Here is a 21,221-nt window from a genome sequence, read left to right on the forward strand (position 1 = left end):
GCTATTTATGCTAAAAATCCCGAGTTAAAATCAAGGAAACTAAATCTAAAAGTGACATTTATCAAAACACGAACAACAAATTTAATACTCCACAATACCGTATGTTAGATAGAACTCAAACAAACTATTTACTAAAAATAGTATCAGAATCAACGTTAAAATTGTTGATAGTCGAAGACATGGCAGAAGATCTGGAATTAATAGTGCTCGCGTTAGAAGCGGGGGGAGTAAATTTTAACTACGATACTGCCGAAACAGCAACAGAGTGCAGACAACTGCTCCACAATTGCAAGTACGACGCTGTGCTGTCAGATTACCGCCTCCCTGGGTTTAACGGTTTAGAAGTGTTGAAATTAATGCAGGAATTAGGGCAAGAAATACCATTTATTTTAGTAACGGGAAGTTTGGGAGAAGAAGCGGCAGTTGAGTGCATCAAAGCCGGCATGAACGATTTTGTATTAAAAGGGCGGCTGTTTAGGCTGCCAACAGTATTAGAAAGATCGCTCCAAGAATACAAAATGCGCCGCCAGCAACAATTCGCGATCGCCCAAATTCAGCGGCAAGCGACTCGTGAGGCGATCGTCAACCGCATCATCCAAGCCATGCGCGAAACCCTGGTACTCGACGAAGTGCTGCAAACTACCGCAGATCAACTGCACGAATCTCTCGAAATCAGCGGCTGCGCGATCTTGCAGCCAGATGCTGAAGGCAGAATTATAGTTCGCTATATCAGCAAAGCGGCAGAGAAACAAGGACTCATCGGAATAAATTGCGTATTTGCCCAACACTACCAAACCTCCCTCGCGTCAGGAGAAGCCGTCGTCATCGAAGAGTTATCGGGCCTGTGCCCGTCCCTGCAAGCATCAGCAGAGTTTGTAGGGTTTCGCACCGTCACGATCGCACCGCTGCTTTACCATCAGTCATTTTTGGGAGGAATTAGTATCTATCAGTGCGATCGCGATCGCTATTGGAGCGCCGAAGAACTGTCGCTACTAAAAGCGATCGCAGATCAATGTGCGATCGCGATCCACCAAGCCGAACTCTACCAACAAGCCCAAACCGAACTCGCAGAGCGCAAACGCGCTGAAGCCGAAGTCCGCGGCATCCAGCAACAGCTAGCCACAATGGCAGCCAACATTCCCGGTTCAGTCTACCGCGCCGTGCTGCATCCAGACGGCACAACCTCCATGCCCTACATTAGTCCGGGGGTGCGCGAACTTACTGGGATCGGGCCAGAAGAAGCAATGGCGTACCCTGAACTGTTGACCAAAATCATCCATCCCGATGACAAAAGTTCCTTTGACAGCAGCGTAGCAGCATCGAGTGCCAGTCTGTTGCCCTGCGATCGCCAGTACCGGATCCTGTTGAATTCAGGCCAAGTCAAGTGGGTGCAAGACAGCGCCAGATTTTCCAAAAACAAAAACGGGGACATCATTATAGACGGAGTAGTCCTCGATATCAGCGATCGGAAACAGGCAGAATCAGCCCTCAGACAAAGCGAACAGCGATTTCGATCGCTGATTGAAAACGCCACAGACATCACGATCATTCTCGACGCCGAGGGCATATTTCGCTACATCAGCCCTTCCGTCAAGCGAATTTTAGGCTACGCGCCCCACCAGGCGATCGGGCGCAGCGCCCTAGGGACTGTTCATCCCGACGACTGCGCGGCGATCGCCCAAACCCTCCACAAAGCCATTGAAAACCCCAAAACAAGCCAGTGTCCCCTGGAGTATAGAGTGCTCCACCGCAACGGTTCCTGGTGTTATGTAGAAGCTGTAGCCACCAATTTACTCCACGATCCGGCAGTCAAGGGCATCGTGATCAACTGCCACGACATCACTCAGCGCAAACTCGCCGAAGCGCAATTGCTGCACGACGCTTTTCACGATGCCCTTACCGGATTGCCCAACCGATCGCTATTTACCGATCGGCTGGAACACTCTTTGATGCTGGCAAAACGGCGCAAAGACTATATGTTTGCAGTGCTATTTCTCGATTTAGATCGATTTAAAGTAGTCAACGACTCCCTCGGCCATGCGATCGGCGATCAACTGCTAGTGGCGATCGCGCAGCGTCTCACAGCTTGTCTCAGAGTCGGAGATACAGTGGCCCGCCTCGGAGGAGACGAATTTGTGCTGTTGCTAGAAGACATCGACGGCGTAAATGAAGCTACCAACATAGTCAATCGATTGCAAAAGACAATCACCTCCCCCATCATGCTAGACGGACACGAAGTCTTTATCACCGCCAGCATCGGCATTGCATTGAGCTCCGGCGAATACGAGGAACCGACAAGCCTGCTGCGCGATGCTGACACGGCCATGTACCGCGCCAAAGAACTCGGCAGAGCCCGACACGAAGTTTTCAATAGTTCCATGCACGCCCACGCTTTGAAGCTGTTGCAGCTAGAAAATGACCTGCGACGGGCGATCGAATCAATTAGAGACCCCGCTAGAGAAGAAGACTCTGTGCAATCAGCCCGATCGGGCTTACCTCCCTTATCCCTAACACCCCAGTTTATCATTCACTACCAGCCGATTATGTCGATCGCCAATAACATAATTATCGGTTTTGAGGCCCTGGTGCGGTGGCAGCATCCAGAACGAGGCTTAGTTTCGCCCAACGAATTTATTCCCATAGCCGAAGAAACAGGAGTGATCGTACCGCTGGGCCGCTGGGTACTCCGCACAGCTTGCCAGCAAATCCGCCAGTGGCAGCAGCTATTTCAAAGCAACCCGCCCTTAAGCGTCAGCGTCAACCTGTCAGTCAAACAGTTTTCTCAGCCAGATTTAATCGAATATATCGATCGAGTTCTCGAAGAAAGTCACCTCGACGGCAACAGTTTAAAGCTAGAAATTACCGAAAGCGTACTCATAGAAAATTCCGAATCAGTCACAGCCATGCTGGTGCAGCTTAGAGCCCGAAACATACACCTGTGCATCGACGACTTCGGCACCGGCTATTCATCACTCTCCTACCTGCACCGCTTCCCCACCAATACCTTAAAAATAGACCGATCCTTTGTCAGCAGGATGGGAGGCGACTTCGACCTCGCCAAAGGAGGCATCGACCCTACTGAAATTGTGCGATCGATCGTGACTTTATCCCACAATTTAGGAATGGATGTAGTAGCAGAAGGAGTCGAAGAAGCCTCCCAACTATCGATACTCAAAGGATTAAAATGCGAGTTCGCCCAAGGATTCTTTTTCTCAAAGCCAGTAGACTCTCAAACAGCAGCAGTCTTAATCCAGCAGCAAGCACAAAATTAGAATTTAGTAAGATTTATAGCTGGTAAAAGTATAGTCATCTATGACATGACGTGGGAGGCACCCGGCCCTCCCCTTTCCCTTTCACTTTGAGCGGATTGACCCGCCTCGGCTGAGCTACGCCCACGACCTATCCCATCGCTAAAAGCATTTGGGATTGCTTTTCTTAATATATTATAAGACCCATTAACATCGGCATTAATCAATCGACCTGACGACGTTTTGTACAATCCTCTCTTAATTCTCGAACCACTAAATGTGACATCCCCAGAGCCAATATTTCCATAGACAGGAATTGGATCTAAAGAAAAAAAATCAGATTTGGAAGTATAGGATTCCTCTTGCTCTATTACCTTTATCCCGACCAATGAGGCTTTGTATTTCAACATTTCAATTAGCCGAGCATGAGAAATGCTGACAAAGTTTTGATTGGTTTTCTTGCCTAAATTAATCTCATTTTTCCATTTTTGGTTTTTGCCAATTACTAGCGTCCCTATCTTTTCGGATGCGAGCAGATTGATTATCTGCCGACTGGTGTGATGCAAGTAATTATCAACTTTTTGATGGCGGCAACGAGTCAGGCGCCCAAGGCGTGATGAGGAGCAGCGGTTTCCTTTTAATTGAGATTGCAGTTGTGCCTTACGCTTGTTGTAGAATTGATTAATTGATTTGAGTGGTCGCCCGTTAATCAGTAATGGGACAAATCCCGGCTGATTTGAAGTTAGCGCTACTAAATTATTCAATCCTAAATCGATACTAGCTACTAATTCTTTTTGATTTTCGACGGTGGGCTCCGGCTGGGTACAGGCATTGTAAATTACCTCAATTACATAGGAATCACATTTTGGCACTAATCTAATTTGACAAATTTGCTCTGGTTTGACCTGGGTTTTAATTAAAATCTTAGTACCGGACAGCTTGATAATTCCTTTCTTTAGTTCCTTGCTACTAATCGCTTGAATTGTATAAACAAGAATATTCCGACCCTTGACTTTATCTTTATACTTTGGTAATTTCGGGCGACCGCTAAATCACGCGCAAGTCGATTTTGTAAGCTTTGACTGCTTCAAAAAAAGACTTCCAATTTTTGTCTAATATCATTAATATTTGTTGACTTACCTTGGCTGGTAATTCTTTATATGCTTGATGAGATTTCATCAAACGGTTCATTTCGTTGTAATTTATATAACCCCATCCATAGACAAAACTTTGACGGATAACGTAGTTAGCGGCATTGTACAAATTTTTGGATTTAAAGGCTAATTCGTCTATTTCAATAAAACGGTGTTCGCTGGATTTAATGATGTGTCTCTCTGCTAGTTGCATTTAGACTCTCCATTTTTTAACGCTCGCGATAATTTTCGCCGGTACGACCCTTGTGACTATATGATACTATGATTGCTTACTAATGCTTACAAACTTAATGAAGTTTTATAATACCATGTCTGCTTGATTACCATAAAAAACCGTTTGTAGTGCGGACTTCAGTCCGCTCGCTCCGTTTGTAGTGCCGACTTCAGTCCGCTCGCTCTTGTCTGTAAAAAAAACACAGCACTTTGTGCGTCTCATTTCAGATTGACACTCCCGAGTCATTCATACACGAGGATTCTTGTTTCAGCGAATTGACTTGCCGATCGAGAATTACTTCTAAATCAGTAGCGGTCAATTCTCCACAAGCGTTATGGGTATTACCCCAAGTTCCGGTATGCCCTACCGTACTCAATCCTCTCCTGAGGATATTTCTAGCTGCATTATCGTCGCGGTCTAAAACACACCCACACCTACAAACATGAGTTCGTGTTGATAGACTTTTCTTGACAATCGTTCCGCAACTAGAGCATTCTTGGCTTGTTCCGTTTGGTGGAACGGCAATCGTTATTCTTCCGAACACCTTGCCGAAATATTCCAACCAAACTCGGAACACATACCAAGAAACATCGTTAATACATTTCGCCAAACAGTGATTCTTCACCATATTCTTGATTCTCAAATCCTCGTAGGCTACACAGTCGTTTGACTGGATTACGCATCTTGCTAATTTAATCGCAAAATCTTTACGTTGCCTACTTATCTTGAGATGGCACTTACCCAGAATCCCTCTAGCTTTCATCCGATTCTTCGACCCTTTGACTCGTTTTGATACTTGTCTTTGGGCTTTCTTTAACCTACGCTCTCCCTTCCCCAGAAATCGTGGATTTTCGACGGCAACGCCACTAGAATCAGTGTAGAACTCTTTCAGTCCGACATCTAATCCAATAGTATTCCCAGTAATTTCACTCACTTCTGAGCGGTCAACTTGAATACAAAATTGAGCGTAATACCCGTCTGCACGTTTAACCAATCTGACTCGTTTAATTTGAGTCAACGAGTAAAAATGCAAATCGCGCGTTCCTTTTAGTTTCAGTTTTCCAATTCCTTTCTTATCAGTGAAAGTGATAGACTTTCTGTCTGATGCTAGTTTCCATCCCGATGTCTTGTATTCAACGGAACGGTTGTCTTTTTGGAACTGCGGAAAACCTTTTTTACCGGGAGTCTTCTTTTTGCAGTTATCGTAAAATCGTGAGATCGCAGACCAGGCTCTTTCTGCACTGGACTGTCTAGCCATGCTATTTAATTCGTCGCAAAACGGAAACTCTTTCGCTAAGACAGCACTATATTTGTTGAGGTCAAATTTGTTAACTTTTTCGTTATCCATCCAAAAGCGAATTGCTTTGTTACGGATGAATTGTACAGTCTTTATTGCTGCATCGACAGCATTAAATTGTTCTAGTTTACCGTAAGTTTTGAACTCAAAAATTAGCATGACTTCGACCTCATCACGATTTTCTTATGCTACCAGTGGTAGACTAATATTGTTGCTTGTGTTGCAAATCTTTACAAGGAACCACGCTTTAACCGTAGGCTTGAAGAGAAAGCCGTCCTTCTAGAACGGGGTTTTAAACCCGTTTTCTTGATAAAATCTTAAAATATTTTAAAGCTGTCCCTAACTACAGGCGTCATCCAAATCATTATGGCTATTGGCTACCTCGCCCTCGTTCTCCACGCCCACCTGCCCTTTGTCCGCCACCCCGAAAGCGACTACGTTTTAGAAGAAGAATGGCTGTTTGAGGCGATCGCCGAAACCTACATTCCCCTGCTGCAAGTCTTTGAAGGACTAAAACGCGACGGCATCGACTTTAAAATTACCATGAGCATGACACCGCCCTTGGTAGCCATGCTGCGCGACCCCTTGCTGCAAGACCGTTTCGACGACCACTTAGCAAAACTCGAAGAACTAGCCGAGCTCGAAATTGAACACAACAGCGACAACGGTCACGTTCGGTACTTAGCCGAACATTACACCGCCCACTTCTCCCAAGTTCGGAATTATTGGGAAAAGTTCGATCGAGATTTAGTCAAAGCCTTCAAACAATTTCAAGACAGCAACAACCTTGAAATCATGACCTGCGGGGCCACCCACGGCTACCTACCGCTGATGAAAATGTACCCCGAAGCAGTTTGGGCGCAAATACAAGTAGCCTGCGAAAGCTACGAACAAAACTTCGGCCGCCGCCCAAAAGGCATTTGGCTGCCCGAATGCGCCTACTACGAAGGCTTAGAGAGGATGTTAGCCGACGCAGGCCTCCGCTACTTCCTCACAGACGGTCACGGCATCCTTTACGCCCGCCCGCGTCCCCGCTACGGTAGCTACGCCCCAATTTTCACCGAATGCGGAGTAGCAGCATTCGGTCGGGATCACGAATCATCCCAGCAAGTTTGGTCATCCGAAGTCGGCTATCCGGGCGCCGCCGAATACCGCGAATTTTACAAAGACTTAGGTTGGGAAGCCGAATACGACTACATCAAACCCTACATCATGCCCAACGGCCAGCGCAAAAACACCGGGATTAAATATCACAAAATCACCGGTCGCGGATTGGGTTTAGGCGACAAACAGTTATACGATCCGTATTGGGCGCGGGAAAAAGCAGCCGAACACGCCAGCAACTTTGCCTTCAATCGCGAACGCCAAGTCGAGCACCTCAACGGCATCATGCAGCGTCCTCCGATTATCGTTTCACCTTACGACGCCGAACTTTTCGGTCACTGGTGGTACGAAGGGCCTTGGTTCTTAGACTACCTGTTCCGCAAGAGTTGGTACGACCAAAATACCTACGACATGACGCACCTAGCCGATTATTTGCGGGGAAATCCCACTCAACAAGTATGCCGTCCGTCCCAGTCTAGCTGGGGTTTCCGGGGTTTCCACGAATATTGGCTCAACGATACCAATGCTTGGATTTACCCGCACTTGCACAAAGCCGCGGAACGGATGATTGAATTGGGAAATATGGAAGCAGAGGATGAGTTGCAGTTGCGGGCTTTGAACCAAGCTGCGCGGGAAGTGTTGTTAGCTCAATCGTCTGACTGGGCGTTTATCATGCGTACAGGGACGATGGTTCCCTATGCGGTGCGGCGGACGCGATCGCACTTAATGCGTTTCCACAAGCTGTACGATGAAGTCAAAGAAGGCAAAGTCGATTCCGGCTGGTTGGAGAAGGTTCAGGAGATCGACAACATCTTCCCCGAAATCAATTATCGCGTTTATCGATCGCTTTAAGCCAACTTCGAGCTAATTTCCCGCATAAAAAAACCCGCCAGCGCGGGTTTTTTTTATCAGAGAAATGGGTCTAAAACCCCGTCTTTCTAGGACGGCTTTTTGAGATGTATCATAAAATCACAAAGGTCACGCTACCCACTGTCCGTCAATGGAGACATAAACCCTAACACCAAAGTTTGCGATGCTTCGCAACGGGGACGAAAAATCGGTAGACCGGGAAAAGAGAACGGGGAAATGGCGAACATCCCTAGAATCAAAACAGTACAAAAGAATTCCTATTTGGAATTCGACACATAAAACCGCGCTCGCTAGCGGGGGTTAGTCTGGGGAGCGAACACAAGACAATAAAACTCCTTGGTATATAATATTTTTGATATTTTTTTGATAGCCTCACTTTTTCAGCCTAAAATATGTAAGTATTTTTTACTTAGTCATACAAAGGTGGCAATATACTATATTCTGTAGTGCTATTGAAGTGGGGGAATGTGGGTTTAAATGAGTCTGGTAGAATGTTCTTCAACAGTTGACAGTTGACAGTTGACTGTTTGAGAGCAACCTCTACCTAGAAGGAAGAGGATTGGAGTAATGAATAGTCTGATTTTAATTTCTCCCGATCGGGATTGGGGCTTTCAACCAATTCTTTCTGGTAAGCTGACTGGGTGACAACCCCGTTAAAACCTATAACTAACAATGGTTAGACAGATTCACAATACAAAAAGATGGTAAGTATTATCAAAAAATCCCTGTCTAAAAAAGTTGCCTCATATTACCAAATCTCTTTCCAAAGAGGTACTCATAGTTATCACCAGCATCTGGCATTCAAGAGTATTGTTGTTATAGTGGCAGATATCATGTAAACGATGCTGGGGAAATATTAGCAAGTATAAAAAATAATTACCTTTGCCTTCTGCCTCCCAAAAAATATAATTTTGTTTGGGTGCAGCGGCTTGTGCAAGAAAATATATCGCTCCGGGGCGAAGCATGACCGCAGTGAATATGAGATTATAACTAATAACTTATATGCGGTCATGCTATAGCCATATTCAAAAACCAGATGCACCCTTTTGTTCTCTAATTATACCGCGAATTTAGGAATACCAATTTGCTTACTTGTTCAGACGAAAAGAACATCAGGTTTGAGCGAACCAACTATACAATAAACAATCCTAATTTTTTATTGGTATTTAGAGGGTGGCAAAACTTGCGATCGCTTTTGGTAGTAGCAATAAAATGAAAATCATGTGGAAATTACGGATTCTAATCAGACCCCAAGTACGTTAAGATAGTTTGTATGACAAACATAGTCAAGCAAAAAACTCCCAAAAAGCTCTCAAAAAAAGCTCTCAGATATTGTGTATAAAAGCACACTTTTAGCTTGACTGTGGTATATTATAACATAATTCACTCACTAGATTTAATTTAACTAAATACTTATGAGTATTAAGATTAACTACCAATTAATAGAAAAAATTAACGAAGGTTTGAATACAGTAGTTTATCGGGCTCAGAGGAAGCAAGATCGACAAGCTGTAATCATCAAAATTTTGAGAGCAGAATATCCTAATCTCGAAGAGATTATGCAATTGAGACATGAATACGAACTCTCTAGAAATCTCAATTTAGAAGGTGTTGTCAAGCCCTACAGATTAGAAAATCATCGCAATGGTCTGGCATTGATATTAGAAGATTCAAAAGGAGAAGCACTCAAAAACTTTTTGAGCAATCACAAGCTTAAACTAAAAGATTTTTTATCAATCGCTATTCAGTTAGCAGATACTCTGGGTAAGCTGCATGACAAGCAAATTATTCATAAAGATATTAAACCAACAAATATCATCATCCATCCTGCCACCCTCCAAGTAAAAATTACTGACTTTAGTATTGCTACGCGATTGTCTAGATCGACCCAAACACTCAGCCATCCCAATTTACTAGAAGGCACAATTGCCTATATGTCACCAGAGCAAACTGGGCGGATGAATCGCTCAATTGACTACCGCACAGACTTCTACTCTTTAGGTATCACATTCTATGAAATGATGTGCGGTGAACTGCCATTTAAAGCTACAGATCCAATGGAATTAGTTCACTGCCATATCGCTAAACAGCCTGTATCGCCCTGGAAAATTATATGTGCAAAAGAGCAAAATAGGAAGGTAAAAATTAGCAGCGATTACTCCAAATCTCAAATTCAAAATGGCGAGATTCTCAAAGCAATTTCTGACATTGTAATGAAATTAATAGCCAAGACTGCTGAAGATAGATATCAAAGTGGTTATGGTCTCAAGGCGGATCTAGAACAATGTCTAAATCAATTGCAGCAAAATGGAAAAGATTGTAACTTTATTCCGGGCAAGTGTGATAAATCAGGTCATTTTCTGATCCCCCAAAAACTCTACGGACGAGAAACACAAGTAGCCAATCTAATGGATGCTTTTGATAGAGTTAGTGCTGGAACAGCCGAGATGATGCTAGTTTCCGGTTACTCAGGAATAGGTAAATCATGCTTAGTTTATGAAATCCACAAACCCATTGTCAGAGCAAGGGGTTATTTTATCGCTGGTAAGTTCGATCAATTTAAACGCAATATTCCCTATGGAGCCTTGATTCAAGCGTTTGAAGAACTAATTCGACAATTGTTAACAGAAAGTTCTGAAAAAATAAATTTTTGGAAACAGGAGATTTTAAATAATTTAGGTCAAAATACTAGAGTCATAATTGACGTTATTCCCGAATTACAATTAATTGTTGGCGAGCAACCCGAAGTTACTCAACTAGGGGCAAGCGAATCACAAAACCGTTTCAATCATGTTTTTCAACAATTCATTCATGTTTTTACCCAAAAAGCACATCCCCTAGTATTATTTTTAGATGATTTGCAGTGGGCAGATTCTGCTTCTTTGAAATTGATTCATGTGCTGCTAACTGACCGAGATAGCAAATATTTATTGGTGATTGGAGCATATCGAAATAACGAAGTCAGCCCAGCTCATCCTTTAATGCAGACCTTAGATAGTATTTATTCATCTGGATCGATCGTCAATAATATCATCCTTCAACCGTTGACATTTAATACCGTCAGTCAATTAGTTGCTGATACTTTGGGTGAAAGCTTCTTATCAGCAGCATCTTCTCTGACTTGCTTGTTCGCTCAACAAGAACAACTTGAGGAAGAAAGTTTACTTGTAGGAAACGATGGATATGAAACACAAAGATGGCAATTACTAGCTGAGCTAGTTTTCAATAAAACTCAAGGAAATCCCTTTTTCTTAACTCAGCTACTCACTACCCTTTACGCAGAAAAGCTGTTGACATTCGACTTCAGCATTGGCAGATGGCAGTGGGATATGGGACAGATTCAAACTGTAGGAATCGCCGATTATAATGTCGTTGAACTCATCGCCAGAAACATTGAAAAACTACCTTCAGATACCCAGAAAGTTTTAAAGTTAGCAGCTTGTATTGGGAACCGATTTGATTTGGATGTTTTGGCAATAGTCAATGAAAAATCTATATCAGAAACGGCATCTGCTTTATGGGAGGGGCTTCAGACTGGTCTAATTTTGCCTTTGGGAGAAAGTGCTTGCAAAATACCGTTACTGTGCCAGGGTAATGAGTCCTTGGTAGTAGCCAATACTCAAGGAACCCAATTACAAATTAATAATTACAAAGTTTCCTACAGATTTTTGCATGACCGAGTGCAGCAAGCGGCGTATTCTCTGATTCCTGCTGAGCAGCAAAAAGCTACGCACCTGAAAATTGGTCAACTCTTGTTACAGAATATGAATCCAGACATCCTAGAAGACAATATCTTTGATATTGTTAACCAGCTAAATGTCGGAGTGGAATTCCTTACCGAGCAAGAAGAAAAATATAACCTGGCTCACTTAAATTTAATAGCTGGTCGGAAAGCCAAAGCAGCGTCAGCTTATGAAGCTGCTGTCACACAACTAAGAGTAGGGTTAAAACTCTTAGCAGAAAACAGTTGGCAGACCAACTACAATATGACACTATCACTCTATGTAGAAGCCGTAGAAGCGGAATATCTTAATACCAATTACGAAAGGTCAGCAACCCTGGCTGAAGTTGTTTTGCAAAAAGCAAATACTCTGCTCGAAAGAGTGAGGGTATACGAGCTCCAAATCCAGTTTTATATGGCTCAAAATCAGATGTTAAAAGCCATTGATACGGGTCTGCAAGTATTGGATATGCTGGGTGTTTCCTTGTCAAATGAAGTGGGCGACGGGGGTTTTGTTTTTGAGTTACCAAAGCTCAGTGACTTAGAAAATATCCCAGAAATGACAGACCCCTACAAAATAGCGGCTTTAAGGATAATGACATCCCTTGTTTCTCCTGCTGTTGCTGCTAATCCCGAAATTTTGCCCCTGCTTATAGTGAGCTTGGTTAAAATCTGCCTGGAACACGGCAACTCCCCTCTTAGTGCTGTTGCGTATGTTTCTTATAGTGTAATACTGTGTTCGGCAATCGGGGATATAGATGCTGGATATCATGCAGGCAACTTGGCTTTAAAGTTGTTGGATAAATTTAATGCGAACTCGCTTATATGTAAAGTACATCAAATATTTTATGGTTTGGTTATACATTGGAAAGCGCATGGTAAAGAAGCGTTGTTACCCTTACTCTCTGGGCTACAAAGTGGACTGGAAACTGGAGATATAGAATATGCTGGTTATTGTATTACTGTTTATTGCGCGAGCATATTTTTGACGGGGGAGCGATTAGACATTGTAGATCAGAAGCAAAGACAATATCTTGATTTGGCAATCAAGCTAAAACAAGACTATTCAATCTACTACATCAAAATATTCCACCAAATGACGCTAAATCTTGAAGATAGAAGTGGAGAAAAATGTCAGTTGATTGGCGAAAGTTTTAATGAAACACAAATGCTGCCTGTTTTTATTGAAACTAACAATCGAACTTTGCTATATGTTTCCTATCTTGCCAAAACAATTCTTTCTTATCTATTTAAAGAACCTAAGAATGCTCTTGCCAGCGCCAGTTTAGGCGCAGAACACGCAGGTAACGTCATGGGTATGGTAGTTTCTGCTCCTCATAACTTCTATTATTCCCTTGCTCTACTCGCTGTTTATCCTCAAGTTTCTCAGGCCGAACAACAACAATATATGAGCTTGGTAGAAGCTAATCAACAACAAATGCAGAAATGGGCATTCCATGCCCCCTTTAACTTCCAGCATAAGTACGAACTTGTGGAGGCCGAAAAAGCAAGGATTCAAGGGCAAATTGTAGAATCAATGGACTATTATGACCGAGCTATAACGGGAGCTAAAGAACAAGGATACATTCAGGAAGAAGCACTAGCTTCAGAACTAGCGGCAGAGTTTTATTTATCCCTGGGCAGAGACAAGTTTGCTCAAATTTATCTGACACAGGCTTACTATGGATATATTCGTTGGGGAGCCAATGCCAAAGTTAAAGATTTAGAGTCTAGATATCCTTTGGTATTTTCCGAGATTCTAAAGCGAGAATCCATAGGCCTAGAGATTAATAAGACAACAACATCGGTCGCAGGAGGAAATTCGGCGGTATTGGATTTGTCTACTGTCAACAAAGCATCTCTAGCTTTGGCTGAGGAAATAGTGCTGGATAAGTTGCTGAATAAGTTACTTAAAATTGTGATGGAAAATGCCGGAGCTACAAGTAGCTGCCTGATTCTAGAAAAAGATGGAAAGCTTTTGATAGAAGCTACAGGTGTTGTGGATAGTGATGCGGTTGTATTGTATTCAGACTCACCATTTGAAACAAGTGACAATATTCCTATTTCTATGATTAATTATGTTCGCATTGCCAAAGAAAATATCGCATTAAATGATGCAGCAGTTTCAGGAATATTTATCAACGATCCTTACATCATCAAAACCAAGCCGAAGTCAATCTTGTCTATGCCTCTTATTAATCAAGGCAAACTAATTGGAATTCTTTATTTAGAGAATAATCTGACAGTAGGTGCCTTTACAACGGAGAGGCTGGAATTGTTGAAGATACTTTCTTCACAGATAGCTATCTCCCTTAAAAATGCGATGCTCTATGGTAAATTGGAAGCCGCAACTCAAAAATTGAAAACAGCCAACGAGCAATTAGACGATTACAACCAAAGGCTGGAACAGAAAGTCGAAGCAAGGACGCTGGAGTTACAAGAAACAAATAGACTTTTGAGAGAACAAGCAGTTGAGCTTGAACTTACTTTACAGGAATTGCAAGCGACACAGACTCAACTAATTCAGACTGAAAAAATGTCAAGTCTGGGGCAATTGGTTGGTGGTATAGCTCACGAAATTAATAACCCGATTAACTTTATCTATGGCAATCTTACCCACTCTAGTGACTATGTCGATCACTTGCTGGGGTTGCTGAATCTTTACCAGCAGCAATTGCCTAATGCAACTCCTGAGATTCAAAACTATGCAGAAGATATTGATATCGAATTCATAATTTCAGATTTTCCTAGATTGATTGATTCGATGCAGGTAGGGGCAGAGCGCATTCGCCAGATTATCTTGTCGCTACGGAATTTCTCGCGCTTGGATGAGGCTCAAATGAAACCAGTAGATATCCATGAAGGGATCGATAGCACTCTGCTGCTGTTACAAAATCAGCTACAAGCCAGCACCTCAAAATTAGGTATTGAAATTGTTAAAGAGTATGGAAAATTGCCTAGGGTAGAGTGTTACCCCGGCTTTTTGAACCAAGTATTTATGAATATACTCAACAATTCGATTGATGCGATAGAAGAGTCATTTGCGGTTTTTCCCACAGTAGCTGCACAGAAAAAAGAATTTGTGACGCATAATAAAGGAAAAATTTGCATTCGCACCAGAGTCGTAAACCGTAATAAAGTGGAGATATCTATTGCCGACAATGGAGCGGGGATGACTGAGGAAGTATGTCGAAAAATTTTCGATCCTTTCTTTACTACGAAACCTGTGGGATCGGGTACTGGTTTGGGGTTAGCTATTAGCTATCAAATTGTGGTGGAAAAACATCAGGGGAGCTTAACTTGTATTTCAGCACGAGGTAAGGGAGCGGAGTTCGTGATTGAGATTCCTATTCAGCAGAAAATTTAATAAGGAGAAGGTGGCAGGTATAAATTTTCTGAAAATTTGATAGTTAAAAATTATTCTACATTTTCGTCTTTCGATTATTGGCAATACCCTTTTTCAAGGGTTTTGGTACATCAGTCATGGATGCAAGTTTCACATTAAATAAAGGTACGTTGTTGCGCTTTAGCGCTCTAGCTTATATATCAATACCGTTTACTGGTATACCGCCCTGGGGGTAAAACCCTATGAAAAATAGATACGGAGATTGCTTCGTTCCTCTCGAAGGATCATCTTAAGTAAACCGTATTGGCTTATATATGAGAGCGCTAAAGCGCAACAACGTACTTAATTTTCGGACATTAGCGCTAAGTGAACCTTATAGAAATATAATAGGTGAGTTTAGGAATAGCAACTAAAATATAACGATGCCAGTGACTAGGTTTATGGGCTTGTATAAAGGGGTTTAACCCCTTATGTATGACGGCATTTTTGTTAATAATTTAAGCCTTTTGGCTGGATCAGCTTAACTCAGCAATAGTTACGAAAACAAAGAAAAAAAAACTCTGTATACCTCGATATAAGGAAAAATAAAATGTTAGATAATTTCCCGGATAGGTGCATTCACGAACTATTTGAGTTCCAAGTAGAGCGATCGCCTGATGCCATTGCCGTAATTTTTGAAGGGAAGCAGCTAACTTATCAGGACTTAAACTCTCAAGCTAACCAGTTGGCACATTATCTGAAGACTGTGGGTGTTGGGCCAGAGGTATTGGTGGCAGCCTGTGTGGAGCGATCGCTGGAGATGGTTGTAGGTCTATTAGGTATTCTGAAAGCAGGGGGAGCTTATGTACCGCTAGATCCGCATTATCCGGCAAATAGACTGGCATTTATGTTGGAACATTCCCAAACGCCAGTGTTGCTTACACAACAGCATTTAGTCGGGTCTCTTCCCTCACATCAAGCGCGTGTCATCTGTTTGGATGGAAATTTAGAAACTGTCGATCGCTCCAGAGACGAAAATCCAGACAGTGGGGTGACATCGGATAATTTAGCTTATGTGATTTACACATCCGGCTCTACTGGTCAACCGAAGGGAGTAGCGATCGAACATCGGGGTGCTGTCAACACTCTACTCGATATCAACCAACGCTTTGAAGTGGGAGCGGGCGATCGGGTCTTAGCTCTATCTTCCCTGAGCTTTGACCTATCCGTATATGATATTTTCGGCTTGCTGGTAGCAGGAGGAACGGTTGTAATCCCTCAAGTATCAGCAACGCCAGATCCAGCTCACTGGGTCGATTTGATAGTGCAAGCACAAGTCACTATTTGGAACTCTGCACCGGCATTGATGCAGATGCTGGTAGATTATGCGGCTGTTCATAGCAAAGATTTATCTTCGTCTCTGCGATTAGTCCTTCTCAGCGGCGATTGGATACCTTTGACTTTGCCCGATCGAATCAAAAATTTAGTTTCTACTAGGTGGGTGTCGCAAAGTTTAGATTTAGATATTGAACCTCAGTTGAGTAGGGCGGGCGTCCAGCCCGGCCAGTGCCTTGATTCAAGGTCTCAGCTAGACCAATCTTTAATCCCTGCTGTCATCGGCTTAGGAGGTGCAACGGAGGCTTCCATTTGGTCGATTTTATATCCCATCGACACAATAGACCCCACGTGGAAAAGTATCCCTTACGGTGGGTCAATGACCAACCAGCATTTTTATGTGCTCGACGAAGCGATGGAACCATGTCAAGAGGGAGTAGTCGGGGGGCTTTATATTGGGGGAATTGGTTTAGCCAGGTGCTATTGGCGAGATGAGGAAAAGACTAGCAAACGCTTCATCACTCATCCCCATACAGGCGATCGGCTTTACTGTACGGGCGATTTGGGTAGCTATCTGCCGGATGGCAACATCGAGTTTATAGGCCGCATCGACCACCAAGTGAAAATTCGCGGTTTCCGCATTGAGCTAGGCGAGATTGAAGCGGTGCTGGGACAACACCCCGACGTGCAGGTAGCAGTGGTAGCAGTACAAGAAGATGTCCCCGGACAGAAGCGCTCGATCGCCGCTTATGTTGTTTCCAAGGTCACCGCAGAACGAATACCCTTTAAAAGCGAGTGTTTAGCAGAATTTGATGGCGATCGCTCAGTTAAGCTAGAAACAGAGGATATATCGATCGGTGGGATTTGCGCGATCGGAGTGCCAGATAATTGGTCAAAAGGTAAACGCCTGCACTTGCGCCTCGTGCTACCGGGAGATACCGAAGAGCGATGTTTTGAGGGAACTGTCGCTTGGTGTCAAGGAAATCAGGCAGGAATTGAGTTATCTCTCACAGCGAGTGAAAAAGCTGTGATTCAGCAGAGTATCGACTACCTCCTAGAAACTCAAGGCTTCTTAAAATTTTTGCAACGCACGACAGCGGGCAAGTTGCGTAACTTCCTGAAAGATAAGTTGCCAGACTATATGGTGCCTTCCAGCTTTGTGTTCCTGAAAACCATGCCGCTCACGCCCAACGGCAAAATAGACCGTCAGAAGCTACTAGCGCCTGCCATTAAAATTCCCGAACTAGGACAAGATTATGTCGCACCTCAAACTCCTGTGGAAGATGTGGTGGCAGGAATCTGGGCCGAAGTTCTGGGACTAGAGCGAGTGGGTATTCGCGACAATTTTTTAGAATTGGGAGGTCACTCTCTGCTAGTCACGCAGATTGCAACTCGAATCCGAGACACTTTCCAGGTAGAGTTACCTTTGCGTACCTTGTTTGAGTCTGCCACAGTCGCCGATCTGGCTCGCAATCTGGAAATCGCCACTCAAAAATCTCCAACACCCCAGCCTTCCTCGATTCAACCGATTTCGCGGCATCGGGACTTACCTCTATCCTTCAGCCAGCAACAACTGTGGTTTTTATGTCAACTGGCTCCCGATCTACCTTTTTATAACGAACCGATTACCATTCGCCTACCTGGTCCCGCCAACATTGCTGCTCTGGAGCGCAGCATCAACGAAATCATCAAGCGTCACGAAATTTTGCGATCGACCTTTGCTCTCGTGGATGGGCAGCCAGTGATGGTGATTAAAGATGCCTTTAATTTCACCCTGCCAGTGGTGAATATTGGGGAATTGCCAGAGGCAGAACGGGAGTCTGAAGCATTGCGGCTGGCAACTTTGGAAGCGCAGCAGCCTTTTGACCTTACTGAAGACTCACTGCTGCGGGGTACTCTCATGCGGTTGGGCGAGGCGGATTACAGGTTGTTCCTGACCATACACCACATCGCGATCGATGGTGTTTCTCTGTACAGCTTGTTTATGAAGGAACTGGCGACACTCTACAGCGCCTTTTGTTTGGGCTGGCGATCGCCCCTGCCAGAACTGCCGGTTCAGTTTGCGGACTTTGCCTATTGGCAACGGCAATGGCTACAGGGAGAGGTGCTGGAAAACCAACTGAGATACTGGAAACAGCAACTAGCGAATCTGTCAACGCTGCAACTGCCCACCGATCGATCGCGATCGCCAATCCAAACTTTTCGGGGTGCAAGGCAATGTCTAGCGCTACCTCAAACTTTGAGCGAGGCGATCGCGAAATTGAGTCAGAAAGAAGGCGTTACCCTCTACACGACACTGCTGGCAGCGTTCAAAACCTTGCTCTATCGCTACACGGGACAGACCGATATTGTTGTAGGCACTGTCACCGCAGGACGCAACCAGCCGGAGATTCAGCAGCTAATTGGGTGCTTCGTCAACACTTTGGTACTGCGTACCGATTTCAAGGACAACCCGACTTTCCGGCAGTTGCTCGAAAGGGTGCGAGAAGTTACTTTGGAAGCATTTGCTTGCCAAGATGTGCCTTTTGAGAAGTTGGTAGAAGCACTGCAACCGGAGCGAAATTTGGGTCAAAACCCGCTGTTCCAAGTTGCTTTTGTTCTCCAACCCCCAATGTCAGGCGTTAATTCGATTCTGAATTGGAGCCAGTTAGATATTGATACTGAAACGGCAAAGTTTGATTTAACCCTGGAATTACAGGAGACATCGGAGGGCATAGTCGGTCGTTTTGAGTACAGCATAGATTTGTTTAATGCTGACACGATCGATCGGATGGTTGGACATTTCCAAACCCTGCTGGAAGGAATCGTCTCTAATCCAGAGCAAAAAATCTCAGAATTACCCCTTTTAACTGAGTGGGAACGGCAGCAGTTAGTAGCGTGGAATAATACCGCAACCGATTACCCTCAAAATGCGTGCATACACCAGTTGTTTGAAGAGCAGGTAGAGCGATCGCCCGATGCTATTGCCCTAGTATTTGAAGACCAACAACTTACCTATAAAGAGCTGAACCAACGAGCAAACCAGTTAGCGCATTATCTGGGCAAATTAGGTGTCACCGCTGAAGTAATGGTGGGGATTTGTGTAGAGCGTTCCTTGGAGATGGTAGTGGGACTGCTGGGCATTCTCAAAGCTGGCGGGGCTTATGTACCACTAGATCCAGCTTATCCGCCAGAGCGTTTGGCCTTGATGTTAGAAGATGCCCAAGTACCAGTGCTGTTGACTCAGAGGCGGTTAGTTGAATCTCTTCCCAAACACCAAGCGCGAGTTGTCTGTCTGGACACAGATTGGGAAATTATTGAGCGACAGAGTGAGGAAAATCCTGAATTCAGCTTAACCTCTGAGAACCTGGCTTATGTGATTTACACTTCCGGGTCTACAGGGAAGCCAAAAGGCGTACTTGTCGGGCATCGAGGACTATGCAACCTGGCTATAGCACAGATTCAGATATTCGACGTACAACCGAACAGCAGAGTTCTCCAATTTGCTTCCTTGAGCTTTGATGTTGCAACTTCCGATTGGGTGATTACCTTGTGTTCGGGGGCAACTCTCTGTATCGCAATCAATAATGCTCTTTTGGCAGGTTCTGATTTGATTGAGGTATTGCGCGATCGAGCTATTACCCACATTGAATTACCAGTAGCAGTCTTGGGAGTTGTTCCTTTTGAAGAGCTTTCTACATTGCAAACAATTATTGTTGGGGGAGAAACTGTTTCCGTCGATGTTGTGGCTAAGTGGGCACCGGGTCGTCGATTCTTTAACGCTTATGGGCCGACCGAATCCACCGTTTGTGCAACGATCGCCGAATGTACCGATAGTCAAGAGCCGCCGTCCATCGGTCGCCCGATCGCCAATACGCAAGTTTATCTGTTGGATGCCCATTTGCAGCTTGTGCCGATCGGCATTCCCGGAGAAATCTATATTGGCGGTGCAGGTTTAGCGCGGGGCTACCTCAACCGACCTGAACTAACTGCGGAACGCTTTATTCCCAACCCCTTTAGCAACGAACCGGGTTCTCGCCTCTATAAAACAGGCGACTTAGCTCGCTACTTACCCGATGGCAATATCGAATTTCTAGGCCGCATCGATCACCAAGTAAAAATTCGGGGCTTCCGCATCGAATTAGGAGAAATTGAGGCGGTATTAAGCCAACACCCAGATGTGCAGGAGTCTCTAGTTATCAGCCGCTCCGATGTCTCCGGCAACCAGCGCTTAGTCGCTTATATTATTTCCAACCTCGGACTAGAACACACAGATATCGGCAGTTGGCGCAACTTTTTGAAGCAAAAACTGCCCGACTATATGGTGCCTTCTAGCTTTGTATTTTTGCCTAATTTCCCACTTACACCCAATGGCAAAGTAGACCGTAAGGCACTGCCTGAACCTGAGGCTATTAACCCAGAGTTGTCAGCAACTTATGTGGCTCCTAAAACTGAGATAGAACAAACTATCGCTACTGTTTGGCAACAGCTATTACACTTGGAAAAAGTAGGTGTAGATGATAATTTCTTCGATTTAGGAGGTCATTCATTATTGATGGCTCAGGCTCACAGCCAACTGCGCGAAGTGGTGGACAGAGATGTGTCAATCGTTGAAATGTTTAAATATCCAACCATCAGCTCTTTGGCTAAATATTTAAGTGAGGAGGCTGCGGAACAATCCTCTGTTGGGTCAAGTCAAGAGCGGATCAAAAAACAAAAAGATGCCATGAACAGCCAAAAGCAAAAACAAGCGCTAAAGGGAAAGAATAAAAATCGATAACTCTAAATTTTCCAAATGAGGTACGTAGTTGCGCTCTTAGGTACGTAGTTGCGCTTCAGCGCTCCGGAAGGAGGCTCAAGCCCAACAACATACCATCCCGAAAGAGGGCTCAAGCCCAACAACATACCATCCTCAAAGAGGGCTCGCATCCCAACAACATACCTAAGAGGGCTCGCATCCCAACAACATACCGA

5 protein-coding genes and 1 pseudogene are annotated in these 21,221 nt (G+C 44.2%); 4 read left to right on the forward strand and 2 right to left on the reverse strand.

Going from position 1 to position 21,221, the window contains the following annotated elements:
* Window positions 1-101: 101 nt before the first annotated feature.
* Window positions 102-3,272, forward strand: a complete 3,171-nt coding sequence (locus tag QZW82_RS20495; RefSeq protein ID WP_293151961.1) for an EAL domain-containing protein — start codon at window positions 102-104, stop codon at window positions 3,270-3,272.
* 38 nt (window positions 3,273-3,310) lie between these two features.
* Here the strand turns inward: QZW82_RS20495 and QZW82_RS20500 are convergent.
* A pseudogene (locus tag QZW82_RS20500) lies at window positions 3,311-4,595 on the reverse strand (transposase).
* Between the two features lie 244 nt (window positions 4,596-4,839).
* Window positions 4,840-6,072 (reverse strand): RNA-guided endonuclease TnpB family protein, encoded by a 1,233-nt coding sequence (locus tag QZW82_RS20510; protein ID WP_293151967.1) that lies wholly within the window; start codon window positions 6,070-6,072, stop codon window positions 4,840-4,842.
* A gap of 207 nt (window positions 6,073-6,279) precedes the next feature.
* On the opposite strand from QZW82_RS20510, the gene QZW82_RS20515 reads away from it, so the two are divergent.
* From QZW82_RS20515 to QZW82_RS20525, 3 genes are all read left to right on the forward strand, one after another.
* Complete coding sequence (locus tag QZW82_RS20515; RefSeq protein ID WP_293151969.1) at window positions 6,280-7,869, forward strand: glycoside hydrolase family 57 protein; 1,590 nt, start codon at window positions 6,280-6,282, stop codon at window positions 7,867-7,869.
* 1,433 nt (window positions 7,870-9,302) lie between these two features.
* Window positions 9,303-14,975, forward strand: coding sequence for an ATP-binding sensor histidine kinase (locus tag QZW82_RS20520; protein ID WP_293151972.1), 5,673 nt, complete (start codon window positions 9,303-9,305; stop codon window positions 14,973-14,975).
* A 568-nt stretch (window positions 14,976-15,543) separates the two neighbouring features.
* Entirely contained in the window at window positions 15,544-21,027 is a 5,484-nt protein-coding gene (locus QZW82_RS20525) for a non-ribosomal peptide synthetase (protein WP_293151975.1), read from the forward strand.
* The last annotated feature ends 194 nt before the right edge of the window (window positions 21,028-21,221 follow it).

The organism is Microcoleus sp. bin48.metabat.b7b8b9.023, from assembly GCF_013299185.1.
In the GTDB taxonomy this organism is placed as follows: domain Bacteria; phylum Cyanobacteriota; class Cyanobacteriia; order Cyanobacteriales; family Microcoleaceae; genus Microcoleus.

Bases quoted from the DNA above. Each gene is read 5' to 3' on its own strand.
- QZW82_RS20495 (WP_293151961.1), top strand. From the start codon at position 102: ATGTTAGATAGAACTCAAACAAACTATTTACTAAAAATAGTATCAGAA.
- QZW82_RS20510 (WP_293151967.1), bottom strand. From the start codon at position 6,072: ATGCTAATTTTTGAGTTCAAAACTTACGGTAAACTAGAACAATTTAAT.
- QZW82_RS20515 (WP_293151969.1), top strand. From the start codon at position 6,280: ATGGCTATTGGCTACCTCGCCCTCGTTCTCCACGCCCACCTGCCCTTT.
- QZW82_RS20520 (WP_293151972.1), top strand. From the start codon at position 9,303: ATGAGTATTAAGATTAACTACCAATTAATAGAAAAAATTAACGAAGGT.
- QZW82_RS20525 (WP_293151975.1), top strand. From the start codon at position 15,544: ATGTTAGATAATTTCCCGGATAGGTGCATTCACGAACTATTTGAGTTC.